Raw genomic sequence first — 23,458 nt, forward strand, 5'->3', positions numbered from 1 at the left:
CCCCCCCCCCCCCCCCCCCCCCCCCCCCCCCCCCCCCCCCCCCCCCCCCCCCCCCCCCCCCCCCCCCCCCCCCCCCCCCCCCCCCCCCCCCCGCTGTCCGCTCCGGGGCTGTGCCGGGGCTCAGCCCTGCTGGAAGAGCTCCGCCGGCAGCGGCTTGAGCAGGGCGTAGAGGTCGTCGGTGATCGGCCGGTCCCAGCTCGCGATAGTGACCAGTACACCGTCGCTGCGGTCGAACTGGGCGCAGGAGATCCGGCTCTCGGAGCACTTGATGCGCTTGACGATCAGCAGGTTGTCGTCGTGCATCACGGGGGTGTCCTCGCTCTCGACGACCGTCACCGGTTCGTCGTTGCCGAGCGCGGCGAGCAGCTGGGCCACCTCGAAGGGCACCTGGTCGTCCTCCAGCTCGCGGGCCGGGGAGCCTTCCGGCAGATTGCCGATGATCATCGCGGGCCCGCGGCCGCCGAACAGGTCGTAGCGGAGGAAGACGCCCTGGCAGCTCCCATCGGGCGCGGGCAGCAGCCCGGCTCCGAGATTGCCCGGCCAGTCCCCGGGGTCCATGGCGAGGACGTCGAAGTCAGGCCCGGCGGGCGTGGCTGCGCTGCGGCGGCGGAGGAAGGACATGCCGCCATCGTACGTGGCCCGGCCGGGCGCGCCGCGCGGACGTCGGGGTCGGCGACACCCCGTGCGCGGCGCCGCCGCCCGCTCCGTGGCCGGTGGTCTCAGGCCCGGTCGGCCAGGGCGCGCAGCCGGCGCAGCGCCTCGTCGGCCGCGGCATACGGCACGAAGAGGTGATCGTGGTGGAAGCCCGCGACGACATTGCAGCTGAGGCCGGCCTGGGCGAGGGCGGTGGCGACGGCGGCGGTCAGTCCGACGGCGTCCAGCGCGGAGTGCACCCGCAGGGTGATCCAGGCGGCGACATAGTCGTACGCCAGGCCAGCGCGGTCGGCCTCTTCCTGGTGGACGACGAGGGTGCGGCCTTCGGGTTCGGAGACGGTGACCACCGGTGTCAGTCCTTCGGGGACCGCGCCGGGGACGCTGGCGAAGACGTAACGACCCTCGTTCCGCTCGGGACGCATCCCGCTCAGCAGGGCCCGGAGATCGCGTTCGCCTGTCATGCCGCCAGCCTACGGGGCGTCGCCCTGTGCCTCCCGGCGCCGCTCGTGGTGGCGGGCGACCCGGGCGCGGTTGCCGCAGGAGGGGGCGCACCACTCCTGGCGGGCGTGGTCCTTGACGAAGTAGCGCACACAGCGCGGGGCGGGGCAGGCCCGCAGCCGGTCGCGGTCCGGTCCGTCGAGGAAGGTGAGGGCGGCGCGGGCCAGCGCGGCGACGATCCGGTCGGCGGCCGGCGGAGTGCCGGCCGGCCGCAGCCGCAGCGTGGGCCGGGCGTCCGGCTCCCAGCTGAGCCGGGGCACCGTGGGGACCAGGGCCGCGGCGGCGTTCAGCCGGCGGATCGCCTCCGCTTCCGGGAGGAGCCGGTGGGCGTCGGCGGAGCTGGGCGGGCCCGGCCGTACGGCGCGGGCGAACAGCGACCGCACCGCGGCCCGCAGCTCCCGTACGGCGGTGTGCAGCGTCTCGTCCACGGTGACCGGCGGCCCGTCGCAGTCCAGCAGCGCGGCCCGTTCGCGCACCCAGACCGCGAGCCCTTCCGGGTCGGCCAGGTCATCGGCGACGCCGCCGTGCCCGTCGTGGCGGATGGTGACGGCGAGGTCGAGGGCGAGCTGTGTTGCGGCCATACGACTAATGGTAACGTCACCGACAACCATTAGCCGGCTGAGGGGGTGGTGTGGCCGACATGCGTCAACTGCTGTGTGATCTCCGGATCTTGGCGGGTGAGCTGCCCGTAGGCGACCCATCGACGGCACCGGGCGGACCGGCGGGACCGTGCACCGCACGGCTCGCCGGCGCCGGGCGGGCGCAGGCCCCCGAGCCGTGTGCCAGGACAAAGGAGCTGCTGTGGCACTGACGACGGAGCACACCATGCCGGCCGAGGCGATACGGGCCGCGATCGAGGCGGGTCAGGAGCGGCTGCGCGCCCTGCTGCCCGCGCTGACCGACGAAGAGGTGTCAGAGCCCAGCGAGTTGCCCGGCTGGTCCCGTGCGCATGTCCTCTCGCACATCGAGGGCGTCGGGCTGGCGCTGGCCCGGCAGGCCCGTTATGCGCTGCGCGGTGAGCTGATCGAGCCGTACGACGGCGGCCCCCCGGCGCGCGCCGCCGCGATCGAGGCCGGCGCGCTGCGGGACGCGGCGGCGCTGCGGGAAGCCGTACGGGCCGCGCTGGCCGAGGCGTCGGCGGCCTGGGCGGCGGTCGGCCCGGCCGACTGGTCGCGTCCTGTGCGGCATCGCGACGGCGATCTGCGCTCCGCGTTGCTGGCCTGGTGGCGGGAGTTGGAGATCCACACCGCGGACGCCCGGATCGGTTACGGCCCGCGGGACTGGCCGCGAGAACTGTGCCTGCACCTGCTGGACCATATGGCGCCCCGCGTACCCGGGGACGTGCACCTCGTTCTGACGGCCACGGACGGGACGCTGTCACGGCGGTACGGTTCCGGGGACGCGCCGACGGTGACCGTGAGCGGCCCGCTCGGTGATCTCGCGGCCTGGCTGACCGGCCGCACGCCGCAGCACCCGCTCGACTGCCGGCGGTCGGGGGCGGTGGCCCCGCTGCCCGAACTGCTCGGCTGGCCGTAGCGGTCCGCACCGCTTCCTGGAAGGAACCTCATGCGCCTGCCCGAGCCCGGCAGCCCTCCCGTGCTGAACCTCTGGAAGGCGGGCCTGGACGCCGTACCACCCGAGGTCTGGCGGCGCACGGACTGGGAGGTGCTGATCCTGGCCGACAACGCGCTGACCGGGATCCCGGCGGCGCTCGGCCGGCTCCGCGCGCTGCACACCCTCGACCTCGGCCACAACGCGCTGACCGCGGTCCCCGACGAGATCGGCCGGCTGGCCGGGCTGACCCGTTTCCTCTATCTGCACGACAACCGGCTCGCCGCACTCCCGGACACCCTCGGCGGACTGGACCGGCTCGGCTATCTCAACGTCGGCGAAAATCCGCTCGGCCGACTGCCGGCCGCGCTCGGCGAGATGGCCGGTCTGGTCGAACTCCGCGCGCAGCAGGCGGAGTTGACCGAACTCCCGGAGTCGCTGGGGCGGCTCGGCCGGCTCCGGGAGCTGTGGCTGGGCGGCAATGCGCTGACGGCACTGCCCGGGAGCCTCGCGGCGCTGCGCGAACTCCGGGTGCTGGAGCTACGGGACAACGCGCTCCCCCACGTCCCCGAGGCGCTGCGCACTCTTCCGCTGCTGCGCCGGATCGATCTGCGCGGCAACCGGATCGCGGAGTTGCCGCCGTGGATCGTCCGGCTGCCGTCGCTGGAGAAGCTCGATCTGCGCTGGAACACCGTGGCGGACGGGGCGGAGCCGGTCCGGGCGCTCCGGGAGCGCGGGTGCGTGGTGCTCACCTGACCACGGCGCTCCCGTGACCGCCGCCGGGCGTGTCCTGCGCTCCGGGCGACACGCCCTACGTGAGGTCGAATTCGCCCTCGCGCGCGTCGAGGACGAAGGCGCGCCACTCGGCGGGGGTGAAGATCACCGCCGGGATCTCGGGGCTGCGGCGGTTGCGCATCGCGATATAGCCCTCGACGAAGGCGATCTGGACGTCGCCCACGCCCTGGGTGCTCGACTGCCACTCGGCCTGCGTCAGGTCGAGATCGGGCCTGGGCCCGCCCACGAGCCGCTGCTCCGTGATGCTGTCGGTCACGTGTCCCGCACCTCCCGGTTCGTCGTCCGCGGTCAGCCTAACCACTGCGTCCGGGGACGGACAGGGGACGTGGCGAGGCGGTGGAGTGGTGATCCGCGGGCGGGCGCACCGTCCGGGCGCGCCCCCCCCGGCGGCGGTCAGCCGCCCGGCGTGTCGGCGCCCACCAGCCACATCGCGAAGAACTGGGAGCCACCGCCGTAGGCGTGTCCCAACGCCTTGCGGGCGCCGTCGACTTGGTGCTCGCCGGCCATGCCGCGTACCTGGAGGGCGGCCTCCGCGAAGCGGATCATGCCGGAGGCGCCGATCGGGTTGGTGGACAGCACCCCGCCGGAGGGGTTGACGGGGAGCGCGCCGTCGAGTTCGGTGACGCCGGACTCGGTGAGTTTCCAGCCCTCGCCCTCCTCGGCGAAGCCCAGGTTCTCCAGCCACATCGGCTCGTACCAGCTGAAGGGGACGTACATCTCCACCGCGTCAATCTGCCGGCGCGGGTCGGTGATGCCGGCCTGCCGGTAGACGTCGGCGGCGCAGTCCTTGCCGGCCTGCGGTGAGACGAAGTCCTTGCCGGCGAAGAGGGTGGGTTCGCTGCGCATCGCCCCGCCGTGCACCCAGGCCGCCGGGTGCGGGGCACGGGCGGCCCCGGTGCGGTCGGTGAGGATCATGGCGCAGGCCCCGTCGGAGGACGGACAGGTCTCGGAGTAGCGGATCGGGTCCCAGAGCATCGGGGAGGCCTGGACCTTTTCGAGGGTGAGGTCCTTCTCGTGGAGATGGGCGTAGGGGTTCTTGAGCGCGTTGCGGCGGTCCTTGTAGGCGACGAGGGAGCCGATGGTGTCCGGGGCGCCGGTGCGCCGCATGTACGCGCGGACGTGCGGGGCGAAGAAGCCGCCGGCACCGGCGAGCAGCGGCTGCTGGAAGGGGATCGGCAGGGACAGGCCCCACATGGCGTTGGACTCGGACTGCTTCTCGAAGGCGAGGGTGAGGACGGTGCGGTGGACCCGGGCGGCGACGAGGCTGGTGGCGACCAGGGCGGTGGAGCCGCCGACCGAGCCTGCGGTGTGCACCCGCAGCATCGGTTTGCCGACGGCGCCCAGGGCGTCGGCGAGGTACAGCTCGGGCATCATCACGCCCTCGAAGAAGTCGGGGGCCTTGCCGATCACCACGGCGTCGATGTCCGCCCAGGTCAACTGGGCGTCGTCCAGGGCGCGCCGGGCGGCCTCGCGGACGAGCCCGGCGAGGGAGACATCCCGCCGGGCGGCGACATGCCGGGTCTGGCCGATGCCGACGACGGCCACGGGCTCCTTGCTCATCACTCACCCTCCAGGACGGCGACCAGGTTCTGTTGCAGGCACGGCCCTGATGTCGCATGGGCGAGTGCCCGGTCGGACTCGCCCCGGTGGATGCGGGCGGCGGCCTCGCCCAGGCGGATCAGCCCGGCGGCCATGACCGGGTTGGCGGCGAGCGCGCCGCCGGACGGGTTGATCCGGACCGTGCTGTCCGGCGCGTCGAGCTTCAGGGCGCGGCGCAGCACGACTTCCTGGGAGGTGAACGGGGCGTGCAACTCGGCGGTGTCCACCGGCCGCTCGAAGGCTCCGGCGCGCTCGGCGGCGAGCCGGGTGGACGGTGAGTCGGTGAGGTCGCGGACGCCCAGGGCGTGGGCCTCGATGCGGTGGTCGAGGCCGCGTATCCAGGCGGGTCGGCCGGTCAGCCGGCGGGCGGTGTCACCGGCGGCGAGGACGACGGCGGCCGCGCCGTCGCCGATGGGCGGGCAGTCGCCGGTACGCAGCGGGGCGACGAGGTGCGCACCGGCGGGCACGGCACCGCGCAGCTGGGCGTGCGGATGGGCCTCGGCTGCCGCGCGGCTGCGGGCCGCGATACCGGCCAGTGCCCGCTCGTCGGTCAGCCCCGCGTCGATCAGGGCCTGGGCCTGGAGGGCGGCGAGCGCGACCGAGTCGGGCCACAGCGGGGCCAGGTAGTAGGGGTCGAGCTGACGGGTGAGGACCTCGCGGACGTCACCGGGCGAGGACTTGCCGTACGCGTAGACCAGCGCGGTCTCCGCCTCGCCGGTGAGGAGCTTCACCCAGGCCTCGTACAGCGCCCAGGCGCCGTCCATCTCGACATGGGATTCGGAGATCGGCGGCCAGGCGCCGACGCCGTCCAGGGCCATCGTGAAGGAGAAGGCGCGGCCGGCGAGGTAGTCGGAGGAGCCGGAGCAGGTGAAGCCGATGTCCCGGGCCGCCAGGCCGGTTTGCTCCAGCACGTCGTGGAGCACCGGCATCAGCATCTCCACCTCGGAGGTCTCCGCGCTGTCGCGGACATGATCGCTCTGCCCGAAGGCGACGATGGCGACCTCGCGCATCAGATCAGCTCCTTGTAGCTGTCGTAGTCGGCATCGGGTTCGCCGGTGGGGCGGTAGTGGTCGGGGAAGCGGCCGTCCTCGGTCCATACGGGTTCCACCCGCAGCCCCATGCGGACCCGGTCGTACGGGATGCCGCCGATCCGGGCGTGCAGGGCCAGGTCGGCGCCGTCCAGGGCGATATGGGCGTAGACGTAGGGGACCTCGATGTCGAGGTTCTTGGCCTTGATGTTGACGATGCAGAAGGTGGTGACGGTGCCGCGCGGGCCGACCTCGACCTGGGTGTCGGTGGCGACGCCGCAGGTGGGGCAGGCGCCGCGGGGCGGGACGTAGACCTTGCGGCAGGAGGGGCAGCGTTCGCCGATGGTCTTGTGGTCCGCGAGGGCCCGGAGGTAGCGGGACTGGGCGCGGCCGGGCGCGTAGGTGTAGTCGAGCCGGGCGGGGACGGTGATGCCGGTGACGGGGTCGGCGAACTCCCCGTCGTGCGGGGTGGGTTCGGCCTCGCCTGCCGGGCTGTCGTCGGGCTCGAAGCAGGCGATATCGGTGATCGCGCCGGAGCGCTGCGCGGCCCAGCGGATCCGGACCCGCATTCCGGTGCGTACCGCGTCGGGGCCGGGTGCGTCCAGGGCGTGCAGCAGCGCGGTGTCGGCGCCGTCGAGCCGGACCAGGACCCAGGCGAAGGGAGTGGCGAGCGGCTGGCCGCGGCGGGGGGACGGGTTCCAGGCCCAGGTGGTGACGGTGCCGGCGCCGCTCACCTCGACCAGGTCCCGGATCTCCTCGGCGGTGACCGGGTCGTATTCGGTGGGCGGTACGACCACCCGGCCGTCGCTCGCCATGACGCCGAGGACGGTGCGCTCGCGCAGCCCGGTGAGGAAGGCGCTCTGGACGGGGCCGAGCGAGCGGGTGAAGGGGAATTCCACGACGAGGGGCGCCGCGAGGACCTCGGACATACGGGACTCCTTGCGTCAGGCCCGCCGGTAGACGGGCGGGCGCTTCTCCGCGAAGGCTCGGGAGCCCTCTTTGGCATCGGCGGTGTCGAAGACCGGCCAGCCGCGGGCGAGTTCGGCCGCCAGCCCGTCGGCCTCGGTCATCCCCGCGGTCTCGTAGACGGAGGCCTTGACGGCCTCGACGGCCAGCGGCCCGCAGGCGTTGATCAGTTCGGCGATCTCCAGCGCCTTGTCGCGTGCGGTGCCCTCCGGCACGACCTGCCCGACCAGACCGATGCGCGCGGCCTCGTCCGCGGAGTAGGGCCGGCCGGTGAGCAGCATCTCCAGGGCGTGGGTGCGGGGGATCTGACGGGCGAGACGGACGGTGGAGCCGCCGATCGGGAACAGCCCGCGGCGGACCTCGAAGAGCCCGAAGGTGGCGCTCTCACCGGCGACCCGGATGTCGGTGCCCTGGAGGATCTCCGTGCCGCCCGCGACGCAGTACCCCTCGACGGCGGCGATCACCGGCTTGCGGGGGCGGTGGTGCCGCAGCATCGCCTTCCAGTGCAGGTCCGGGTCGGCGCGCAGCCGGTCGCGGTACTGCTCCCCGGCCATCCCGTCACCCGCGAGGGCCTTGAGGTCCATGCCCGCGCAGAAGGCCCCGCCGGCGCCGGTGAGGACGATGGAACGGATCTCGTCGTCCTCGTCGGCGGCGATCCAGCCGTCGTACAGGCCCACCAGCATCGGCAGCGAGAGCGCGTTCTTCGCCTCCGGCCGGTTGAGGGTGAGCACCAGTGTCGCGCCGACGCGCTCCACCGACAGATGTTCCGTACCACCCATGTTCCGTCCTCCCGTCTCACGACGAGAACAGGTTGCAGTAGCCGCACAACGACTTCAAGGCTTTTCTGACAGACAGTCAGATTTCTTGTCCGTGGCCCTTCCCAGCTCCTCGCGGCGGCGCTCTAATGACCGCCAAAGGGGGTGCCTCTTCGGTCTCGTGGACCTCGGAGAGACACCCCCTGGCCGACGCCCGCCCGGTCTGGAGGAGACGTGGAGTACAACCTTGCCGACCTCTTCGAGTCGATCGTCGACACGGTCCCCGACCGCGAGGCGCTGGTGTACGTCGACCACCCCGGGACCGGCGCGGAGCGGCGGCTGACGTACGCGGAGCTGGACCGCGCCGCCAACCGCCTGGCCCACCACCTCTCCGAGCACGGCATCGGCCCCGGCCGGCACGTCGGGCTGCACCTCTACAACGGCATCGAATATCTCCAGGCGGTCTATGCGTGCCTGAAGATCCGCGCCGTTCCGGTCAACGTCAACTACCGCTACGTGGAAGAGGAGTTGGCCTACCTCTACCGGGACGCCGACCTCGCGGCGCTGGTCTTCGACGCGGAGTTCACCGCGCGGGTGGCCGCCGCCCTCCCCCAGGCCCCCGGGTTACGGCATCTCGTCCGGGTCGGCACCCCGCCGGCCGGCGCCCCCGAACCACGGATCGCACCCGTCGCCCTCACGGACGCCGAGGCCGCCGCTTCCCCCGCCCGCGGCTTCGGCCCGCGCTCGGCCGACGACCGGATCATCATCTACACCGGCGGCACCACCGGCCTGCCCAAGGGCGTGATGTGGCGCCACGAGGACATCTTCTTCTCCGGGATGGGCGGCGGGGCGCCCACAGGTGAACCGGTCAAGCGGCCGCAGGAGCTGGCCGAGCGGGTCGCGGCCGGCGGCGACGGCCTGGTCTTCTTCCCCACGCCCCCGCTGATGCACGGCACCTCCACCCTCACCGCGTTCATCGCCTTCCACTTCGGCCAGAAGGTCGTCATCCACCGCAAGTACGTGCCCGAGGAGGTGCTGCGGACCATCGAACGGGAGCGGGTCACCAGCGTTTCCCTGGTCGGCGATGCGATGCTGCGCCCGCTCGTCGACGCGCTCGGCGGGCCGCTCAACGGCACCGACTGCTCCTCGCTGTTCAGCGTCAGCAGCTCCGGCGCGATCCTCTCCGAGACGGTACGCGCCCAGTTCAGGGCGCTGGTCCCGCACGTCATGCTGCTCAATAACTTCGGCTCCTCGGAATCCGGGTTCAACGGCACCGCCACCGAGGACTCGGGCCCTGACAAGGGCTTCCGGCTCCAGGTCAACTCCCGTACGGCGGTGGTGGATCCGGCGACGTACGAGCCGGTCCCGGTCGGCGAGGTGGGCCGGATCGCCCTGCGCGGGCATGTACCGCTGGGCTACTACAACGACCCCGTGAAGACCGCCGAGACCTTCTTCGAGGCGCGCGGTGACCGATGGGTGCTGCTGGGCGATATGGCCACCGTCGACGACGGGGGCATCGTGACCGTCCTCGGCCGGGGCTCGCAGTGCATCAACTCCGGTGGCGAGAAGATCTATCCGGAGGAGGTCGAGCAGGCGCTGAAGGCACATCCGGACGTCTATGACGCACTGGTGGCGGGCGTGCCGGACGAGCGGTGGGGCCAGCGCGTCGCGGCCGTCGTACAACTGCGTGCCGGGGCGGCGGAGCCGACCCTGGTGGACATCCAGCACCACTGCCGGACCCGGCTGGCGGGCTACAAGATCCCGCGCGCCGTCGTCTTCACCGACCACATCCGGCGTTCGCCCAGCGGGAAGGCGGACTATCGCTGGGCGAAGGCGGTGGCGGCGGGGGCACGGACGGTCTGAGGGGGCGGGCGATCGCCCCGGCCCAGGCGCTCGGTCTCAGCCGCAGACCGACCGCAGCGAGCGGGCCAGTGCGCCGGTGTGCAGCGCGTCCAGCTGCCGCTCATGACGGACCCGCACGGCGGCCGCGGTCAGCAGCGGCGCGCAGTACGGCGCCGAGCGGGCCTGCGGGGAGTCGGCGAGGGCCTGCACCAGCTCATGGTTGATGCGGTTGATCTCCTTGCGCACCTGACCGAGGTCGGGCCGCTCGGTCGGCGCCCGGCCGGGGTCCGCCTCCCATGCGCGGTGCAGCCCACGCTGCACGATCTTGTTGGCCTCGATCTGGTCCCGGAAGAACCGCACCGTGACCGCCGGATCGGCGCCCAGTTGCCGGGCCTGCTCCGCCACCGCCCGCAGTACCTCCTGCTCCCGGGCCGGGTCATCGACCGGGCCGCCGGTGCCCCATTTCGCCGCGGCCACCAGATCGCCGGTGGCCAGCCGCTCCGCGGACAGCGCGGCGAGCGACCGGAGTTGACCGTACGGGGAGTGCGTGGTGGCGGAAGCCGGTGCGGTGGCGGAGGCTGGTGTGGCGGCCACGGCGGACGGGACGGCCGGGGCGGCCGGCGCCGCGACCGCCCCCGTGGCGCCGGTGAACAGGACGGTAGCGGCGGCGCCGGCGATCAGGACGCTCCGTATCGAGGGGGTCAGCTGCACGGTCGGCCTCTCTCGAACCTCGGGCCCCCGGGAAGGGGGATGACGGGGCGGGCGTACGGCGACGAGCCCGGGCCCTGCCGTCAAACTACCGCCGTCCGCCCGAAAGGCGGTCGGAAGTGCGGCGACAGGGCCCAGGGAGCCGGACGGCCGCGGACCGCGCAGCGGCGGAGCGGCAGCAGGCTACGGCCGCGGGGTGAGGAAGGAGCTGACCGCGGCGAGGAATTCACCGGGGCGCTCCTCGTGGACGAGCGGGCCGGCACCCTCCACCGTCACCAGGCGGGCATCGGGGAGCCGCTCGACCAGCTCGTCGAGGTGTCCCTGCGGGATGTCGCTGGTCGCACCGCCGCCGATGACCAGGGTCGGTGCGGTGACCTTCGCCGGCGCGTCCCACCACACGGGGTCGGGCTCGTTGCGCTCCGCCACCACCGCGCGGGCGGCCTGCCAGTCGAACGGCTGCGGGCCGGCCGGCTGCTCCGGCACCTCCTGCGGGGGGTCGGCGGGCAGCGGTGGGGGCACCTCTTCGAGGATCAGCCGGTCCACCAGATCCGGGCGCTCCGCGGCCACCAGCAGGGCGGCCAGCGCGCCCAGCGAGTGCCCGATGAGGGCCACCCGCTCGAGACCGAGGGCCTGGAGGAAGCCGATGACATCGTCCCGCCACCGGGCGAAGCCGTACTCGCCCGGCCAGTCGCTGTGACCGTGGCCGCGCTGGTCGAGAGCGAAGACACGGTGGGTGCCGGCGAGCCGGCCGACCACTCCGCGCCAGTCCTCGCCGTCCTCGCCAAGGCAATGCAGCAGCACGGCCGGGGGCGCATCCTCCTCTCCCCACACCCGGTATGCCAGCTGGACCTCACCGACCTGCACTTTCTGGACGTCACTCATGCGCGGGACGCTACCCGTGAGCCGGCCGCGGCACGCCCCTTGACGTGTTCGCCGCGCGCTGATTACTTGGATCAGCATGCAGCTACCGAATGATCGGTAGGGAAATCGAGGCGGTGAACTCCATGCCGGAAGCGGCTACGGGCAGTGAGACGTTCGACGAGGTGGAACAGCTCTCCGGGGACGCTTTGCGGGCGCTGCAACAGACCCGGCTGCGCGCCTCGTTGCAGCATGCCTATGACCACGTCCCGTTCTACCGGGAGTCCTTCGACCGGGCCGGGGTGCATCCGCGGGACTGCCGCTCGCTCGGCGATCTCGCCCGTTTTCCGTTCACCGTCAAGGATGATCTGCGCGCCCAGTACCCCTTCGGGATGTTCGCCGTCCCCAAGGCGGAGGTGCGCCGTATCCATGCCTCCAGCGGCACCACGGGCCGCCCGACGGTCGTCGGCTACACCGAAGGCGATCTGTCGCACTGGGCGGATGTGGTCGCCCGCTCGCTGTACGCGGCCGGCGGCCGGCCCGGGCACACCGTCCATATCGCCTACGGATACGGGCTGTTCACCGGCGGACTGGGCGCGCACTACGGCGCGGAGCGGCTCGGCTGCACGGTCGTACCGGCGTCCGGTGGGATGACCGCCCGCCAGGTGCAGATCATCCAGGACTTCCGCCCCGAGATCATCATGGTCACGCCGTCGTACATGCTCACCCTGCTGGACGAGTTCGAACGGCAGGGCATCGATCCCCGTACGACCTCGCTCAAGGTGGGTGTCTTCGGCGCCGAGCCCTGGACCCAGGCGATGCGCCGCGAGATCGAGGAACGGTTCGCGATCGACGCCGTGGACATATACGGCCTGTCGGAGGTCATGGGCCCGGGCGTCGCCCAGGAGTGTGTGGAGACCAAGGACGGGCTGCACATCTGGGAGGACCACTTCTATCCGGAGGTGGTCGACCCGATCACCGGCGAGGTGCTGCCGGACGGGGCGCACGGCGAGCTGGTTTTCACCTCGCTCACCAAGGAGGCGATGCCGGTCATCCGCTACCGCACCCGGGATCTGACCCGGCTGCTGCCCGGCACCGCCCGCCCCGCCTTCCGCCGGATGGAGAAGGTCACCGGACGCAGCGACGACATGATCATTCTGCGGGGGGTCAATCTCTTCCCCGCGCAGATCGAGGAGATCGTGCTGCGCACCCCCGGCATCGCCCCGCACTTCCAGCTCAGGCTGAGCCGGGAGGGCCGGATGGACCGGCTGACCGTGCGGGCCGAGGCCCGGCCGGACGCGACCTCTGACGAGCGGACGGCGGCCGTCGGGCTGATCGCGCACAGCGTCAAGGAGGGCATCGGGGTGTCGGTCGCGGTCGAGATCGTCGATCCGGAGACCCTGGAGCGCTCGGTCGGCAAGATCAAGCGCATCGTGGACGCCCGGCCACGGGACACCGGCTGACCGGCTGACCGGCTGACCGGCTGACCGGCTGACCGGCTGACCGGCTGACCGGCTGACCGGCTGACCGGCAACTCTCCGCGGCAGGCCCGCTCAGGTCATCGTCGGGTCCCCCTTGATCAGCGCGAACGGGGCCCCGGCCAGGTCCTTGACCATGGCCAGCCGGCCGACGCCGGGGGCGTCGGTGGGCGGGATCAGGACCGTGGCGCCCTGGCCGGTGGCCGCGGCGAAGGTGGCGTCACAGTCGGTCACACCGAAATACGGGTGCCACTCCGGGGTCGAACCGGCCTTCAGATTCTCCTCCGGCAGCTGCATGATGCCGCCCTGCCCGGTGTCGTCGCCCTGGCCGCCGCCCGGGGCGGACACCACGGAGTAGATGAGGTCGCCGCCCATCGGCATGTCCTGGTGATCCCAGGAGAAGACGGAGCGGTAGAAGTCCTTCGCCGCGGCCGCGTCGGTGGTGTACAGCTCCGTCCAGCAGAGCGTGTTCGGCTCCATCACCCGCTCCAGGCCCTGCGTATCGCCCGGCTGCCAGACGGCGAAGTCGGCGCCCGCCGGGTCGGTGAAGGCGGCCAGCCGGCCGGCGGTGAAGACATCCATCGGCGGGACGCGCACCGCGCCGCCGGCCTGCTCCACCGCCTTGACGGTGGCGTCCGCGTCGGGGGTCTGGAAGTAGACGGTCCAGGCGGAGCCGGCGCCCTCCTCCATCAGCGGGCCGATGGCGGCGACCGTCTTGCCGCCGAGCTGGAAGAAGCCGTAGCCACCGGCATCCGGGCCGGCCGACTGGAAGGTCCAGCCGAACACGGCGGAGTAGAAGGAGACGGCGGCGTCGATGTCGGGGGCTCCCAGGTCGAGCCAGTTCGGGGTGCCCGGGACGAAGTTGGTGGTCAGCATGGCGGGACCTCCGTGCACGGATCGTGACGTGCACGGCGGTGTGCGCGTCGTTTCTCAGCATGGCAGGGGGCACTGACAACCGCCCTTCACGCACCCCGTGCCCGGCCCGGCTCAGGGCGCGCCGAACCGGGCCCGCAGCTCCCGCTTGAGGACCTTGCCGCTGGCGTTACGCGGCAGCGCGTCCACGAACATCACCCGTTTGGGTGCCTTGAACGGCGCCAGCCGGGCGCGGGCCGCCTCGATCAGTTCCTGCTCCCCCACCGCGGCGCCGCCGTCCGCGCGCCGTACGACCACCGCGGTCACCGCCTCGATCCAGCGCTCGTCCGGCAGCCCGATCACCGCGACCTCGGCCACCTGCGGATGCTCGTAGAGCACGTCCTCCACCTGGCGCGAGGCGACCAGGACGCCACCGGAGTTGATGACGTCCTTGACCCGGTCGACCACCGTGAAGTAGCCCTCCGCGTCGCGGACGGCGAGATCCCCGGAGTGGAACCAGCCGCCCCGGAACGCCTCGGCGGTCTCCTCCGGCTTGTCCCAGTAGCCGGTGCACAGCTGGGGCGACCGGTAGACGACCTCGCCCCGGGTGCCGTCGGATACCTCCCGCCCCGCCTCGTCCACCACCCGCGCCTCGACGAACAGCACCGGGCGCCCGCAGGAGTCCATCCGGCCCTCGTGTTCCTCCGGGCCGAGCACGGTGGCCAGCGGCCCGATCTCGCTCTGCCCGAAGCAGTTGTAGAAGGCGAGGCCGGGCAGCCGGGCGCGGAGCCGCTCCAGGACCGGCACCGGCATGATCGAGGCTCCGTAGTAGGCCTTGCGCAGCCCGCTCAGCTCCCGGACGGGGAAGTCGGGGTGGTTGGCCAGCGCGATCCACACGGTGGGCGGCGCGAACAAGCTGTCCGCCAGGCCCGCTTCCACCAGGTCGAAGATCCGCCCCGGGTCGGGCCCGTCCAGGATGGTGTTCTCCGCGCCGACCGCCAGATAGGGCAGCAGGAACACATGCAGCTGCGCGGAGTGGTAAAGCGGCAGCGAGTGCACCGGCCGGTCCGTCTCCTTCAGGTCGAGGGCGACGACGGCACTGGTGTACTCGTGCACCAGGGCGCGGTGCGTCATCATCGCGCCCTTGGGCAGCGCGGTGGTTCCCGAGGTGTAGAGGAGCTGGACGAGGGCGTCGTCGGGCACTTCGGCCACCGGGTCCGCGGCGCCGTCACCCATCGGCCCCGGCTCGACTCCCGTCGGCCCCGACTCGGCCCCCGTCGGCCCCAGCTCGGTGCCCGCGGACGCCTCTTGGGCGGCGAGCCGCTCCAGCAGCCCGCCGGGCGCCCCGTGCAGGGGCAGGGTGCGCACGGAATCCGGCAGCCGGTGTGCGAGTGCGGCGTCGGTGAGCACCAACACGCTGCCCGACTGGTCCAGGAGGTAGCGCAGATCCTCGCCGGTCAGGCTGTGGTTGACCGGTACGTGCACCAGTCCGGCGCGGGCGCAGGCCAGAAACCCGATCAGGTACGCATCGGAGTTGTGTCCGTAGGAGGCCACCCGGTCGCCGGGCTCCAGGCCGTCCGCCAGCAGCATCCGGGCCGCGGCGGTCACCGCGTCGTCCAGTTCGCGATAGGTCCAGGACCGGTCCGCGTACCGCACCGCGGTCCGTCCGGGCACCCGGCGGGCGCTGCGTCGCAGGACTCCGTCGACCGTATTGCTCCGCGCTTGCGTCATGGCGCGATCCTGGGCCGCGCCCCCTTCCGGGTCAAGGCACCGGGCGGATGGTGACGGCGGCCGGCCCGGAGAGGCGACCGGCCGCCGTGCGGGCTCGCGGCGTGCCGGGTTACAGCGCGCGCTCCCTCCCCTCCCAGTACGGGTCACGCAGCCGGCGCTTGTAGAGCTTGCCGTTGGGGTCGCGGGGCATGACGGCGATGAAGTCGAGGGACTTGGGCCGCTTGTAGCCGGCCAGGTGCCGTGCGCAGTGGTCCAGGATCTCCGCGGCCAGTTCAGGCGACGGCGGGTGGCCCTCGGCGGGTTCCACGACGGCCTTGACCTCCTCGCCCCAGTCGTCGTGCGGGATGCCGAAGGCGGCCGCGTCGGCGACCGCGGGGTGGCTGAGCAGGGCGGATTCGATCTCGGCGGGGTAGATGTTCACCCCGCCCGAGATGATCATGTCGATCTTGCGGTCCCGGAGGAAGAGATACCCGTCCTCGTCGAGGTAGCCGAGGTCGCCGACGGTGAAGAAGTCCCCGATCCGGTTCTTGCGGGTCTTGCCCTCGTCCTTGTGGTAGCGGAAGCCGCCGGTGGTCATCTTCAGGTAGACGGTGCCGAGTTCGCCCGCGGGCAGCCGGTTGCCGTCGTCGTCGAAGACGGCCAGCTCGCTGATCGGCCAGGCCCTGCCGACGGTCCCGGGCTTCTTCAGCCAGTCCTCGGCGGTCGCGAAGGCGCCGCCGCCCTCGCTCGCCGCGTAGTACTCCTCGACGCAGTCGCCCCACCACTCGATCATCGCGCGTTTGACGTGGTCGGGGCAGGGCGCGGCGCCATGGATGGCATGGCGCATCGAGCTCACGTCGTACGCCGCACGGGTTTCCGGCGGCAGCGCGAGCAGCCGGTGGAACTGGGTGGGCACCATATGGGTGTGGGTGCAGCGCTGGGATTCGATCAGGGCCAGCATGCGCTGCGGAGTCCACTTGTCCATCAGGACGAGGCGGTGGCCGATGTGGAGTGAGGCACCGGCGAATTGCAGCACGGCCGTGTGGTAGAGCGGTGAGCAGACCAGATGGACGTTGTCGTCGAACGGCTTGATGCCGAAGATGCCCAGGAAGCCGCCGAGGTAGGCGTCCTCGGGCGGGGTGCCGGGCAGCGGGCGGCGGATGCCGCGCGGGCGCCCGGTGGTGCCCGAGGTGTAGTTCATGACCCAGCCCAGGGTGCGGTCGGCGGGCGCGGACTCCGGTTGCCCGTCGAGGAGTTGGCCGTACGGCCGGAAGCCGTCGACCGCCCCCACGGCATAGCTCTGGGACGCGGGCAGCTCCGCCTCGTTCGCGGCGTGCCGGGCCGGCTGCGCGAACCGCTCGTGCGCGATCAGCACCTTCGCCCCGGAGTCGGCCACGATCCAGGCGATCTCCGGGCCGACCAGGTGGTGGTTGACGGGGACGAGATAGAACCCGGCCTGGGACGCGGCCAGGTAGGCGGTGAGGAACTCGACGCCGTTGGGGAGGACCGCGGCGAAGGCGTCGCCGCGCTCCAGGCCCGCCGCGCGCAGCCCGTGGACCAGCTGGTTGCTCGCGGCGTGCAGCCGGCCCGCGGTCCACTCCTCGCCGTCCGGGGCGATCAGGACCGTACGGTCCGGGTCGGCGGCGGCCTGCGCCCAGAAGCCGTTGGGTGGGGAGTCCTTGCTCATTCCGCTGTCCTCCTCGGGTTCATACGCGTGGGGCCTCGGGGTCATACGCGTCCGGCGATGCGGTTGATCCGGTCGATGGCCCGCTCGAAGCCGCGGGTCAGCTCGTCGAAGACGGCCTGTACGCTGCGCTCGCTGTTCATCCGGCCGACGATCTGGCCGACCGGGGTGCCCAGCAGCGGCTCGACCTCGTGCCGCTGGATACGGGAGTTGGCCTCGGCGACCAGCAGGCCCTGGAGCGGCATGGGGAGCGGGCCGGGGCCGCTCGGGTCGTCCCAGGCGTCGGTCCACGCGGTGCGCAGCTGACGGGCGGGTTTGCCGGTCAGGGCGCGGGAGCGGACGGTGTCCTCCGGGCCCGCGGCGAGCAGTTTCGCGGTCAGCCGCCGGGAGTGCAGCTGCGCCTCCTCGGTGGTCAGCCAGAGGGAGCCCAGCCAGACGCCCTGCGCGCCGAGGGCGAGCCCGGCGGCGATCTGCTCCCCGGTGCCGATACCGCCCGCGGCGAGCACCGGCAGCGGGTCGACGGCGGCCACGACTTCCGGGGTGAGCACCATGGTGGCGATCTCGCCGGTGTGCCCGCCCGCCTCGTACCCCTGGGCGACGACGATGTCGATACCGGCGGCCTTGTGGTGCAAGGCGTGCCGGGGGCTGCCGGCCAGCGCGGCGACCAGGATGCCGTGCTCGTGGGCGCGCTGCACGACATCGGCCGGCGGCGAACCGAGGGCGTTGGCCAGCAGCTTGATCGGATAGTCGAAGGCCACATCGAGCTGGGTCCGGGCGACCTGCTCCATCCACCCGGTGATCCGCCAGCCGGACGCCTCGCCCTCCGCGAGCCGCGGTACCTGGTGTTTCTCCAGCAGTTCGGCGACGAAGCGGCGGTGCTCCTCCGGGATCATCGCTTCGACCTCGGCCTCGCTGACGCCTGCCACCTTCTTGGCGGGCATCACCACATCGAGCCCGTACGGCAGCCCGTCGGTGTGCTGCTGCATCCAGTCGAGGTCCCGCGCCAGTTCGTCCGGCGCGGTGTAGCGGACCGCCCCGAGCACCCCGAACCCGCCGGCGCGGGTGATCGCCGCGGCGACCGAGGGGAAGGGCGTGAACCCGAAGACGGCGTGCTCGGCTCCCAGCGTGTTGCTCAGCTCCGTCTGCATGGGCGCAGGATGCCGCAGCGGGCCGTACGAGGGAAGAGATTTTCTGATGCAGCGTCAGCAAAGCTGGTCGCCGGGCCCGCCGCTCACCCCTCCGCCAGCACCGCCATCGCCGCGTTGTGCCCCGGGATGCCGCTCACTCCCCCACCGCGTGGCGCGCCCGCGCCGCACAGGAGGACGGTGGGGCGGCTGGTCGCCACGCCCCAGCGGGCCGCTGCGGTCTCCCCGGCGGGGTCGTCCGTCGGCTCCCCGTACGGGAAGGCCAGGTCGCGGTGGAAGATGTTGCCGCCGGGCAGGCCCAGTTCGCGGTCCAGGTCGAGGGGGGATCTGGCCTCGATGCAGGGGCGGCCGTCGGCGTCCTGGGCCAGACAGTCGGCGAGCGGCTCGGCGAGGTGGGTGTCGAGTTCGGCGAGGGTGGCCGCCAGGAGGCGGTCGCGGGTGGCGGCGTTGTCGGCGGTATCGGCGGTGAACAGGCGCGCGGGGGCGTGCAGACCGAAGAGGGTGAGCGTCTGGTAGCCCTGGCGGACCAGGTCGGCGCCGAGGATGGAGGGGTCGGTGAGCGAGTGGCAGTAGATCTCGGAGGGCGGGGCGGCGGGCAGACCGCCGGACGCGGCCTGCTGGTAGGCGTCCTCCAGCTGGCGGTACCCCTCGGCGATGTGGAAGGTGCCGGAGAACGCCTCCCGTGGGTCCACCCGGGTGTCCCGTAGCCGGGGCAGCCGGGTGAGCAGCATATTGACCTTGAGCTGGGCGCCCTCGGCGGGCGGCGGCGGCGCCTCGCCCAGGAGACGGGCCAGCTCCCGCGGGGCGGCATTGACGAGGACCCGGTGGGCGCCGACGGTGCCCTGGTCGCAGGTCACCTCCGCGGTCCGGCCGTCCGTCGCGATACCGGTCACCTCGCAGTCGGTGACGATCTCCGCCCCGGCCCCGCGGGCGGCATCGGCCAGCGCGTCGGTGAGGGCGCCCATCCCGCCGATGGGGACGTCCCAGTCGCCGGTGCCGCCGCCGATGACGTGGTAGAGGAAGCAGCGGTTCTGGCGCAGCGACGGGTCGTGGGCGGTGGCGAAGGTGCCGATCAGGGCGTCGGTGAGCACCACCCCGCGGACCAGGTCATCGGTGAAGGTCTCCTCGACCAGCTCGCCCAGGGGGCGTTCGAACAGCGCGTGCCAGAGGGCGTCGTCGTCGATACGGGCGCGCAGCGCGTCGCGGGAGGGGAGCGGTTCGGTCAGGGTCGGGAAGACCCGTTCGGCCAGCCGCCGGGTGCGGCCGTAGAAGTCCTGCCAGGCAGTGAACTCACGGTCGGAGCCGGTGAGTTCGGCGAACGCGGTACGGGTCCGGGCGTCCCCGCCGCCGACCAGGAGCCCGGTCGGGCGGCCGTCGCGCACGGTGGGGGTGTAGGAGGAGATGGTGCGCTTGCGGACCGCGAACCGCAGCCCGAGGTCCTGCACGATCTTCGGCGGCAGCAGGCTGACGAGGTAGGAGTAGCGGGACAGCCGGGCGTCGGTCCCGGCGAACGCCCGGGTCGACACGGCCGCGCCACCCGTGTGGTCCAGCCGCTCCAGCACCAGCACGCTGCGCCCGGCGCGTGCGAGATAGGCGGCGGCCACCAGTCCGTTGTGCCCGCCACCGACGATGACCGCGTCATACGAAGTCCGTTCCGCCATGCCCCTTGGTAGCACGCGGTGATCCCGGTCGCCAGGTGCAGGCGACTGAAACCTGCACCCGGGTCGGTGCGGCTTCTTGACCGGGCGGGGGGCTGCTCCTAGCGTCCCGGCCGTGCTCCGCCCCGGCACCGCTCCCGCCGTCCGCTCCGCGGGCCGTACCGCCCATCCGTGAGGTGACCCGTGTCCCGTCCGCCGGTACCCCGCATCGGCCGCTCCTTAGCCGGACTGACCGCCGTCGCCGCCTGCTCGGCCGGGCTGCTCGCGGCCCCCGCACCGGCCTCCGCCGCCCCCGACCCGGCCCGTGCCCCCGGCGCCTCGCGCGCCACCGGGACCTATCCGAATCTGGCCCCGCGCCCCCCGATGGGCTGGAACAACTGGTCGTACTACATGTGCGACCTCGACGAGCAGGTCGTCCTCGACAACGCGCGGGCGCTGGTCCGTACGGGACTGGCCCGGAAGGGCTACCGCACCGTCACGCTCGACGACTGCTGGATGAGCAGACAGCGCGACGCCAGGGGCCGGCTGGTGGCGGACCCGGCGAAGTTCCCGCACGGCATGGCCCACCTCGGCAAGCAGCTGCACGAGATGGGGCTGAAGTTCGGCATCTATACCGATGTCGGCACGCTGACCTGCGAGAAGTTCCCGGGCAGCCTGGGGCATTTCCAGCAGGACGCGGAGCAGTTCGCGCGCTGGAAGGTGGACTACGTCAAGGCGGACGGCTGCAATGTGCCGGTCACGCCGGGACGCGGCAAGGAGGCGACCTTCCGGGAGCTGTACGGGCAGCTGAGCCGTGCGCTGCGCGAGACCGGCCGCCCGATGACGTTCTCCGTGTCGGCACCGGCCTATTTCCAGTTCGACGGGGACAGCGTCTGGCACCGGGTCATCCGCTGGTCGTCCGAGGTCGGCAATCTGTGGCGGGGCGGCCGGGACATCGCCCTCCAGAAGAGCACACCGGCCGCGAAGTGGGCCTCCGTCGTCCACAACTTCCGCTACAACTCCCGCCTGGCCGCCTTCCAGCGGCCCGGACGCTGGAACGATCCGGACTTTCTGCTGGCCGGGACGGCGGGCCTGACCCGCCAGGAGATGCAGAGCCAGATGTCGCTGTGGGCGATGATGGCCGCACCGCTGATCTCCAGTACGGATCTGTCCGGTCTGCCCGCGGCGGCGCGCAAGGTGCTCGGGAACGAGCGGGTCATCGCCGTCGACCAGGACGCGCTCGGCGTCCAGGGGCGCGTGGTCGCGCAGGACGGCGATTTCGCGGTGCTGTCCAAGCCGCTGAAGAACGGCGACCGGGCGATCGCCCTGTTCAACTCCGGCAGCACACCGCGCACGCTGTCCGTCACGGCCCGCGCGGCCGGGCTGGCGGAGGCGGACTCCTACCGGCTGCACGACCTGGTCACCGGCCGCCGTACGCACAGCGGCAAGGACATCGTGGCGCGGGAGGTGCCGCCGCACGGCACCGTGCTCTACCGGGTCAGCCCGAACTGACCCGGGGACCGGCGGACCGGGTGCCGTCCCGCTTCCGTCCGCGGCGTACGGCGCGCTCCTCGTGCAGCGCCGCGACCCGGCGCCGGAGCGCCGCCGCCTCCTCCGTGCGGCCCAGTTGCTCCAGGCACTGGGCGAGGTCGCCCTGGCTGGCCAGCGCGTCGAGATGGGCGGCACCCAGGACCCGTTCGCGGGCGTCGGCGACCTGGCGGTAGACGTCCAGCGCCTCGCTCCAGCGGCCGAGCCAGCCCAGCGCCACCGCGGTCTCCCGGCGGCTGACCAGGGTGTCGGGGTGCTCGGGACCGAGCACCCGCGCGCGGGCCGCGGCCACCTCACGGGCCTCCACCAGCGCCTCCTGCCAGCGGTTCTGCCGGCCGAGGCTGACACCGAGACCGTGCCGGGCACGCAGCGTCTCCGGGTCGTCGGCGCCCTGGGCGCGGGTACGGTCCACGACCAGGTCGCGGTAGAGCGCCAGGGCGTCCGCGCCGCGGCCGAGCCGGCCGAGGCCGATACCGACCTCGTAACGGGCGGCGAGGGTGTCGTCGTGGTCGGGTCCGAGCGTGGCGGTGCGCGCCACCGCGACCTCCTGGTAGATCTGCAGCGCTTCGGCCCACCGGCCCAACTTGCCCAGGACGTAGGCGAGTTCGCAGTACGTGGTGAGGGTGTCGGGGTGCTGGGCGCCGAGCACCCGGGCGCGGGCCGCGGCCACCTCCTGGGCCATCGCCCGGCAGTCCTCCAGCCGTCCCAGCCGGCCGAGGTTGCGGGCGACGTGGTGGCGGCAGCTCAGCGCGTCGGGATGGTCCGGGCCCAGCACGCGCTCGTGGCCCGCGAGGACCTCGGCGTAGATCTGGTGCGCCTCGAAGTGCCGGCCGAGGCGGCCCAGCGCATGGCCGGCTTCCAGGCGGCTGGTGAGGGTGTCGGGGTGGTCGGCGCCGAGGAGCCGCTCGCGTGCCGCGGCGAGCGCGCGGTGCGCCTCGCCGGCCTCCTCCCAGCGGCCCAGCCGGCCGAGGTTCAGCGCGGCGGTGTGCCGTCCGGCGAGTTCGGCGAGGGCGGCGCGGCGGTCGTCCGGCGGTGCCGGGCTGGCGATGCCGGCGGCCGGGGACGCGCCGCCGTCCACCGGGTCGGTGCCGCCGGTCCAGGTGCCGGTGAGGACCGTGCCGGTGCCGTCGGCGGGGTACCGCCGCGGCCGCCGGGTGGCGTCCACCGGGAAGCCGAGCGTCATCCCCCGGGTCCAGAAGGGCAGCGGCGGGGCGGGGACCGTCAGGTCCGCGAAACCGGCGGTCACGGTGACCCCGCCGGGGTGCGGATGGCGGGCATCGGCGAGGCGTTTGCCCAGCTCGTCGGCGTCCCGGGGCCGGTCGTCGGGGTCCTTGGCGAGGAGTTCGAGCATGATCCGCTCGTAGGGCTCGGGCAGGTCGGGGCGGAGCGTACGGGGCGGCTTCGGCGCCAGGTCGCGGTGCCCGACGAGCACCGCCCAGGCGTCCCCCAGGTCGAACGGCGGCACGCCGGTGGCGATCTCGTAGAGCACACAGCCCAGCGAGTAGAGATCGCTGCGGTGGTCGACACCGTGCGCACCGATCTGTTCGGGCGACATGTAGTGCGGGCTGCCCATGGCGATACCGGTGCCGGTGAGGCGGGCGGTGAAGCCGATGTCATGACCGAGCCGGGCGATGCCGAAGTCGCAGATCTTGACCGTGCCGTCGGCGGTCCGGACGATGTTCGCCGGCTTCAGATCGCGGTGCACGATGGCCTGTTCATGGGTGTAGGCCAGCGCCGCGGTGACCTGTTCTGCGATCTCGATGACGTCCGGTACGGGCAGCGGCTGCCGGCGGTTGTCGTCCAGCAGCTGGCTGAGGTTTCGGCCGCTGAGCAGCTCCATCACGATGAAGAGGGTGCCGTCGTCCTCGCCGAAGTCATGGACGACGGTGACCCCGCGGTGCTGGAGCGCGGCCGCGACCCGGGCCTCACGGCGGAAACGTTCGCGCAGGACCTGGAGAAAGGAGGGTTCGTGCCGCGGCCCCAACGGCTTGAGGCATTTGACCGCGACCTGCCGGCCCAGCGACTCGTCGCGGGCCCGCCACACCTCCCCCATCCCACCGCGCCCGATGGTGTCGAGCAGCCGGTACCGCCGTTGAATCAGTCTGTTCTCCGCCACCATGAATCGCCGCCCCCGTCCCCGTTTCCCCCGG

21 protein-coding genes are annotated in these 23,458 nt (G+C 72.8%); 5 read left to right on the forward strand and 16 right to left on the reverse strand.

Features of this window, described 5'->3' with window-relative positions; translation table 11 throughout:
* Positions 1-120: 120 nt before the first annotated feature.
* The 3 genes from ACZ4XD_RS23410 to ACZ4XD_RS23420 all read right to left on the reverse strand — a co-directional run bounded on the left by ACZ4XD_RS23410 (position 121) and on the right by ACZ4XD_RS23420 (position 1,733).
* Positions 121-621 carry a hypothetical protein gene (locus ACZ4XD_RS23410; RefSeq protein ID WP_042160224.1) on the reverse strand — a complete coding sequence of 167 codons (501 nt, stop codon included), beginning with the start codon at positions 619-621 and terminating at the stop codon, positions 121-123.
* 98 nt (positions 622-719) lie between these two features.
* Entirely contained in the window at positions 720-1,115 is a 396-nt protein-coding gene (locus tag ACZ4XD_RS23415; protein WP_468044981.1) for an ACT domain-containing protein, read from the reverse strand.
* A gap of 9 nt (positions 1,116-1,124) precedes the next feature.
* Positions 1,125-1,733 (reverse strand): CGNR zinc finger domain-containing protein, encoded by a 609-nt coding sequence (locus ACZ4XD_RS23420; protein ID WP_468044983.1) that lies wholly within the window; start codon positions 1,731-1,733, stop codon positions 1,125-1,127.
* A gap of 220 nt (positions 1,734-1,953) precedes the next feature.
* On the opposite strand from ACZ4XD_RS23420, the gene ACZ4XD_RS23425 reads away from it, so the two are divergent.
* The gene (locus ACZ4XD_RS23425; RefSeq protein WP_468044985.1) at positions 1,954-2,688 is read left to right on the forward strand and encodes a maleylpyruvate isomerase family mycothiol-dependent enzyme; all 735 of its coding nucleotides are present in this window, start codon (positions 1,954-1,956) and stop codon (positions 2,686-2,688) included.
* Between the two features lie 30 nt (positions 2,689-2,718).
* Complete coding sequence (locus tag ACZ4XD_RS23430) at positions 2,719-3,459, forward strand: leucine-rich repeat domain-containing protein (RefSeq protein ID WP_468044987.1); 741 nt, start codon at positions 2,719-2,721, stop codon at positions 3,457-3,459.
* Between the two features lie 55 nt (positions 3,460-3,514).
* Here the strand turns inward: ACZ4XD_RS23430 and ACZ4XD_RS23435 are convergent, their stop codons facing one another.
* The 5 genes from ACZ4XD_RS23435 to ACZ4XD_RS23455 all read right to left on the reverse strand — a co-directional run bounded on the left by ACZ4XD_RS23435 (position 3,515) and on the right by ACZ4XD_RS23455 (position 7,870).
* Positions 3,515-3,754: a DUF397 domain-containing protein gene (locus ACZ4XD_RS23435; protein ID WP_468044989.1), complete on the reverse strand. Its 240-nt coding sequence runs from the start codon at positions 3,752-3,754 to the stop codon at positions 3,515-3,517.
* 137 nt (positions 3,755-3,891) lie between these two features.
* The gene (locus ACZ4XD_RS23440) at positions 3,892-5,058 is read right to left on the reverse strand and encodes a thiolase domain-containing protein (RefSeq protein ID WP_468044991.1); all 1,167 of its coding nucleotides are present in this window, start codon (positions 5,056-5,058) and stop codon (positions 3,892-3,894) included.
* Entirely contained in the window at positions 5,058-6,107 is a 1,050-nt protein-coding gene (locus ACZ4XD_RS23445; RefSeq protein ID WP_468044993.1) for a thiolase domain-containing protein, read from the reverse strand. Before ACZ4XD_RS23445 ends, ACZ4XD_RS23440 begins: the two co-directional genes overlap by 1 nt.
* Entirely contained in the window at positions 6,107-7,054 is a 948-nt protein-coding gene (locus tag ACZ4XD_RS23450; protein WP_468044995.1) for a Zn-ribbon domain-containing OB-fold protein, read from the reverse strand. The genes ACZ4XD_RS23445 and ACZ4XD_RS23450 overlap by 1 nt, the downstream gene beginning before the upstream one ends.
* 15 nt (positions 7,055-7,069) lie before the next feature.
* On the reverse strand, positions 7,070-7,870 hold the full coding sequence (locus ACZ4XD_RS23455) for a crotonase/enoyl-CoA hydratase family protein (RefSeq protein ID WP_468044997.1): 801 nt from the start codon (positions 7,868-7,870) through the stop codon (positions 7,070-7,072).
* A 210-nt stretch (positions 7,871-8,080) separates the two neighbouring features.
* Here ACZ4XD_RS23455 and ACZ4XD_RS23460 point away from each other — a divergent pair, with 210 nt between their 5' ends.
* Positions 8,081-9,709, forward strand: coding sequence for an acyl-CoA synthetase (locus ACZ4XD_RS23460; RefSeq protein ID WP_468044999.1), 1,629 nt, complete (start codon positions 8,081-8,083; stop codon positions 9,707-9,709).
* Positions 9,710-9,745: 36 nt separating this feature from the next.
* On the opposite strand, the gene ACZ4XD_RS23465 is transcribed toward ACZ4XD_RS23460, so the two are convergent.
* Together ACZ4XD_RS23465 and ACZ4XD_RS23470 are read right to left on the reverse strand one after the other, a co-directional pair.
* Entirely contained in the window at positions 9,746-10,399 is a 654-nt protein-coding gene (locus ACZ4XD_RS23465; protein ID WP_468045001.1) for a chorismate mutase, read from the reverse strand.
* A gap of 180 nt (positions 10,400-10,579) precedes the next feature.
* Positions 10,580-11,278: an alpha/beta fold hydrolase gene (locus ACZ4XD_RS23470; RefSeq protein ID WP_468045003.1), complete on the reverse strand. Its 699-nt coding sequence runs from the start codon at positions 11,276-11,278 to the stop codon at positions 10,580-10,582.
* A gap of 122 nt (positions 11,279-11,400) precedes the next feature.
* Here ACZ4XD_RS23470 and paaK point away from each other — a divergent pair, with 122 nt between their 5' ends.
* Positions 11,401-12,717 carry a phenylacetate--CoA ligase PaaK gene (paaK, locus tag ACZ4XD_RS23475; RefSeq protein WP_468045143.1) on the forward strand — a complete coding sequence of 439 codons (1,317 nt, stop codon included), beginning with the start codon at positions 11,401-11,403 and terminating at the stop codon, positions 12,715-12,717.
* Between the two features lie 90 nt (positions 12,718-12,807).
* On the opposite strand, the gene ACZ4XD_RS23480 is transcribed toward paaK, so the two are convergent.
* From ACZ4XD_RS23480 to ACZ4XD_RS23500, 5 genes are all read right to left on the reverse strand, one after another.
* Positions 12,808-13,608: a VOC family protein gene (locus tag ACZ4XD_RS23480; protein ID WP_468045005.1), complete on the reverse strand. Its 801-nt coding sequence runs from the start codon at positions 13,606-13,608 to the stop codon at positions 12,808-12,810.
* 111 nt (positions 13,609-13,719) lie between these two features.
* Complete coding sequence (locus ACZ4XD_RS23485) at positions 13,720-15,315, reverse strand: acyl-CoA synthetase (RefSeq protein WP_468045007.1); 1,596 nt, start codon at positions 15,313-15,315, stop codon at positions 13,720-13,722.
* A 109-nt stretch (positions 15,316-15,424) separates the two neighbouring features.
* Positions 15,425-16,981, reverse strand: a complete 1,557-nt coding sequence (locus tag ACZ4XD_RS23490; protein ID WP_468045011.1) for an acyl-CoA synthetase — start codon at positions 16,979-16,981, stop codon at positions 15,425-15,427.
* A gap of 41 nt (positions 16,982-17,022) precedes the next feature.
* Complete coding sequence (locus ACZ4XD_RS23495) at positions 17,023-18,126, reverse strand: NAD(P)H-dependent flavin oxidoreductase (protein WP_468045013.1); 1,104 nt, start codon at positions 18,124-18,126, stop codon at positions 17,023-17,025.
* Positions 18,127-18,209: 83 nt separating this feature from the next.
* On the reverse strand, positions 18,210-19,784 hold the full coding sequence (locus tag ACZ4XD_RS23500; RefSeq protein ID WP_468045015.1) for a phytoene desaturase family protein: 1,575 nt from the start codon (positions 19,782-19,784) through the stop codon (positions 18,210-18,212).
* Between the two features lie 180 nt (positions 19,785-19,964).
* Between ACZ4XD_RS23500 and ACZ4XD_RS23505 the strand changes: the two genes are divergently transcribed.
* Positions 19,965-21,272 carry a glycoside hydrolase family 27 protein gene (locus tag ACZ4XD_RS23505; RefSeq protein WP_468045017.1) on the forward strand — a complete coding sequence of 436 codons (1,308 nt, stop codon included), beginning with the start codon at positions 19,965-19,967 and terminating at the stop codon, positions 21,270-21,272.
* Here the strand turns inward: ACZ4XD_RS23505 and ACZ4XD_RS23510 are convergent.
* On the reverse strand, positions 21,259-23,424 hold the full coding sequence (locus tag ACZ4XD_RS23510; RefSeq protein WP_468045145.1) for a serine/threonine-protein kinase: 2,166 nt from the start codon (positions 23,422-23,424) through the stop codon (positions 21,259-21,261). The two genes, ACZ4XD_RS23505 and ACZ4XD_RS23510, sit on opposite strands and share 14 nt — an antisense overlap.
* Between the last annotated feature and the right edge of the window lie 34 nt (positions 23,425-23,458).

It is taken from the genome of Streptomyces sp. NPDC029466 (genome assembly GCF_055574515.1).

Excerpts from the sequence above, each read along its gene's own strand:
- ACZ4XD_RS23410 (WP_042160224.1), bottom strand. The coding sequence starts at position 621 with ATGTCCTTCCTCCGCCGCCGCAGCGCAGCCACGCCCGCCGGGCCTGAC.
- ACZ4XD_RS23415 (WP_468044981.1), bottom strand. The coding sequence starts at position 1,115 with ATGACAGGCGAACGCGATCTCCGGGCCCTGCTGAGCGGGATGCGTCCC.
- ACZ4XD_RS23420 (WP_468044983.1), bottom strand. The coding sequence starts at position 1,733 with ATGGCCGCAACACAGCTCGCCCTCGACCTCGCCGTCACCATCCGCCAC.
- ACZ4XD_RS23430 (WP_468044987.1), top strand. The coding sequence starts at position 2,719 with ATGCGCCTGCCCGAGCCCGGCAGCCCTCCCGTGCTGAACCTCTGGAAG.
- ACZ4XD_RS23440 (WP_468044991.1), bottom strand. The coding sequence starts at position 5,058 with ATGAGCAAGGAGCCCGTGGCCGTCGTCGGCATCGGCCAGACCCGGCAT.
- ACZ4XD_RS23445 (WP_468044993.1), bottom strand. The coding sequence starts at position 6,107 with ATGCGCGAGGTCGCCATCGTCGCCTTCGGGCAGAGCGATCATGTCCGC.
- ACZ4XD_RS23450 (WP_468044995.1), bottom strand. The coding sequence starts at position 7,054 with ATGTCCGAGGTCCTCGCGGCGCCCCTCGTCGTGGAATTCCCCTTCACC.
- ACZ4XD_RS23455 (WP_468044997.1), bottom strand. The coding sequence starts at position 7,870 with ATGGGTGGTACGGAACATCTGTCGGTGGAGCGCGTCGGCGCGACACTG.
- ACZ4XD_RS23470 (WP_468045003.1), bottom strand. The coding sequence starts at position 11,278 with ATGAGTGACGTCCAGAAAGTGCAGGTCGGTGAGGTCCAGCTGGCATAC.
- paaK (WP_468045143.1), top strand. The coding sequence starts at position 11,401 with ATGCCGGAAGCGGCTACGGGCAGTGAGACGTTCGACGAGGTGGAACAG.
- ACZ4XD_RS23480 (WP_468045005.1), bottom strand. The coding sequence starts at position 13,608 with ATGCTGACCACCAACTTCGTCCCGGGCACCCCGAACTGGCTCGACCTG.
- ACZ4XD_RS23485 (WP_468045007.1), bottom strand. The coding sequence starts at position 15,315 with ATGACGCAAGCGCGGAGCAATACGGTCGACGGAGTCCTGCGACGCAGC.
- ACZ4XD_RS23490 (WP_468045011.1), bottom strand. The coding sequence starts at position 16,981 with ATGAGCAAGGACTCCCCACCCAACGGCTTCTGGGCGCAGGCCGCCGCC.
- ACZ4XD_RS23495 (WP_468045013.1), bottom strand. The coding sequence starts at position 18,126 with ATGCAGACGGAGCTGAGCAACACGCTGGGAGCCGAGCACGCCGTCTTC.
- ACZ4XD_RS23500 (WP_468045015.1), bottom strand. The coding sequence starts at position 19,784 with ATGGCGGAACGGACTTCGTATGACGCGGTCATCGTCGGTGGCGGGCAC.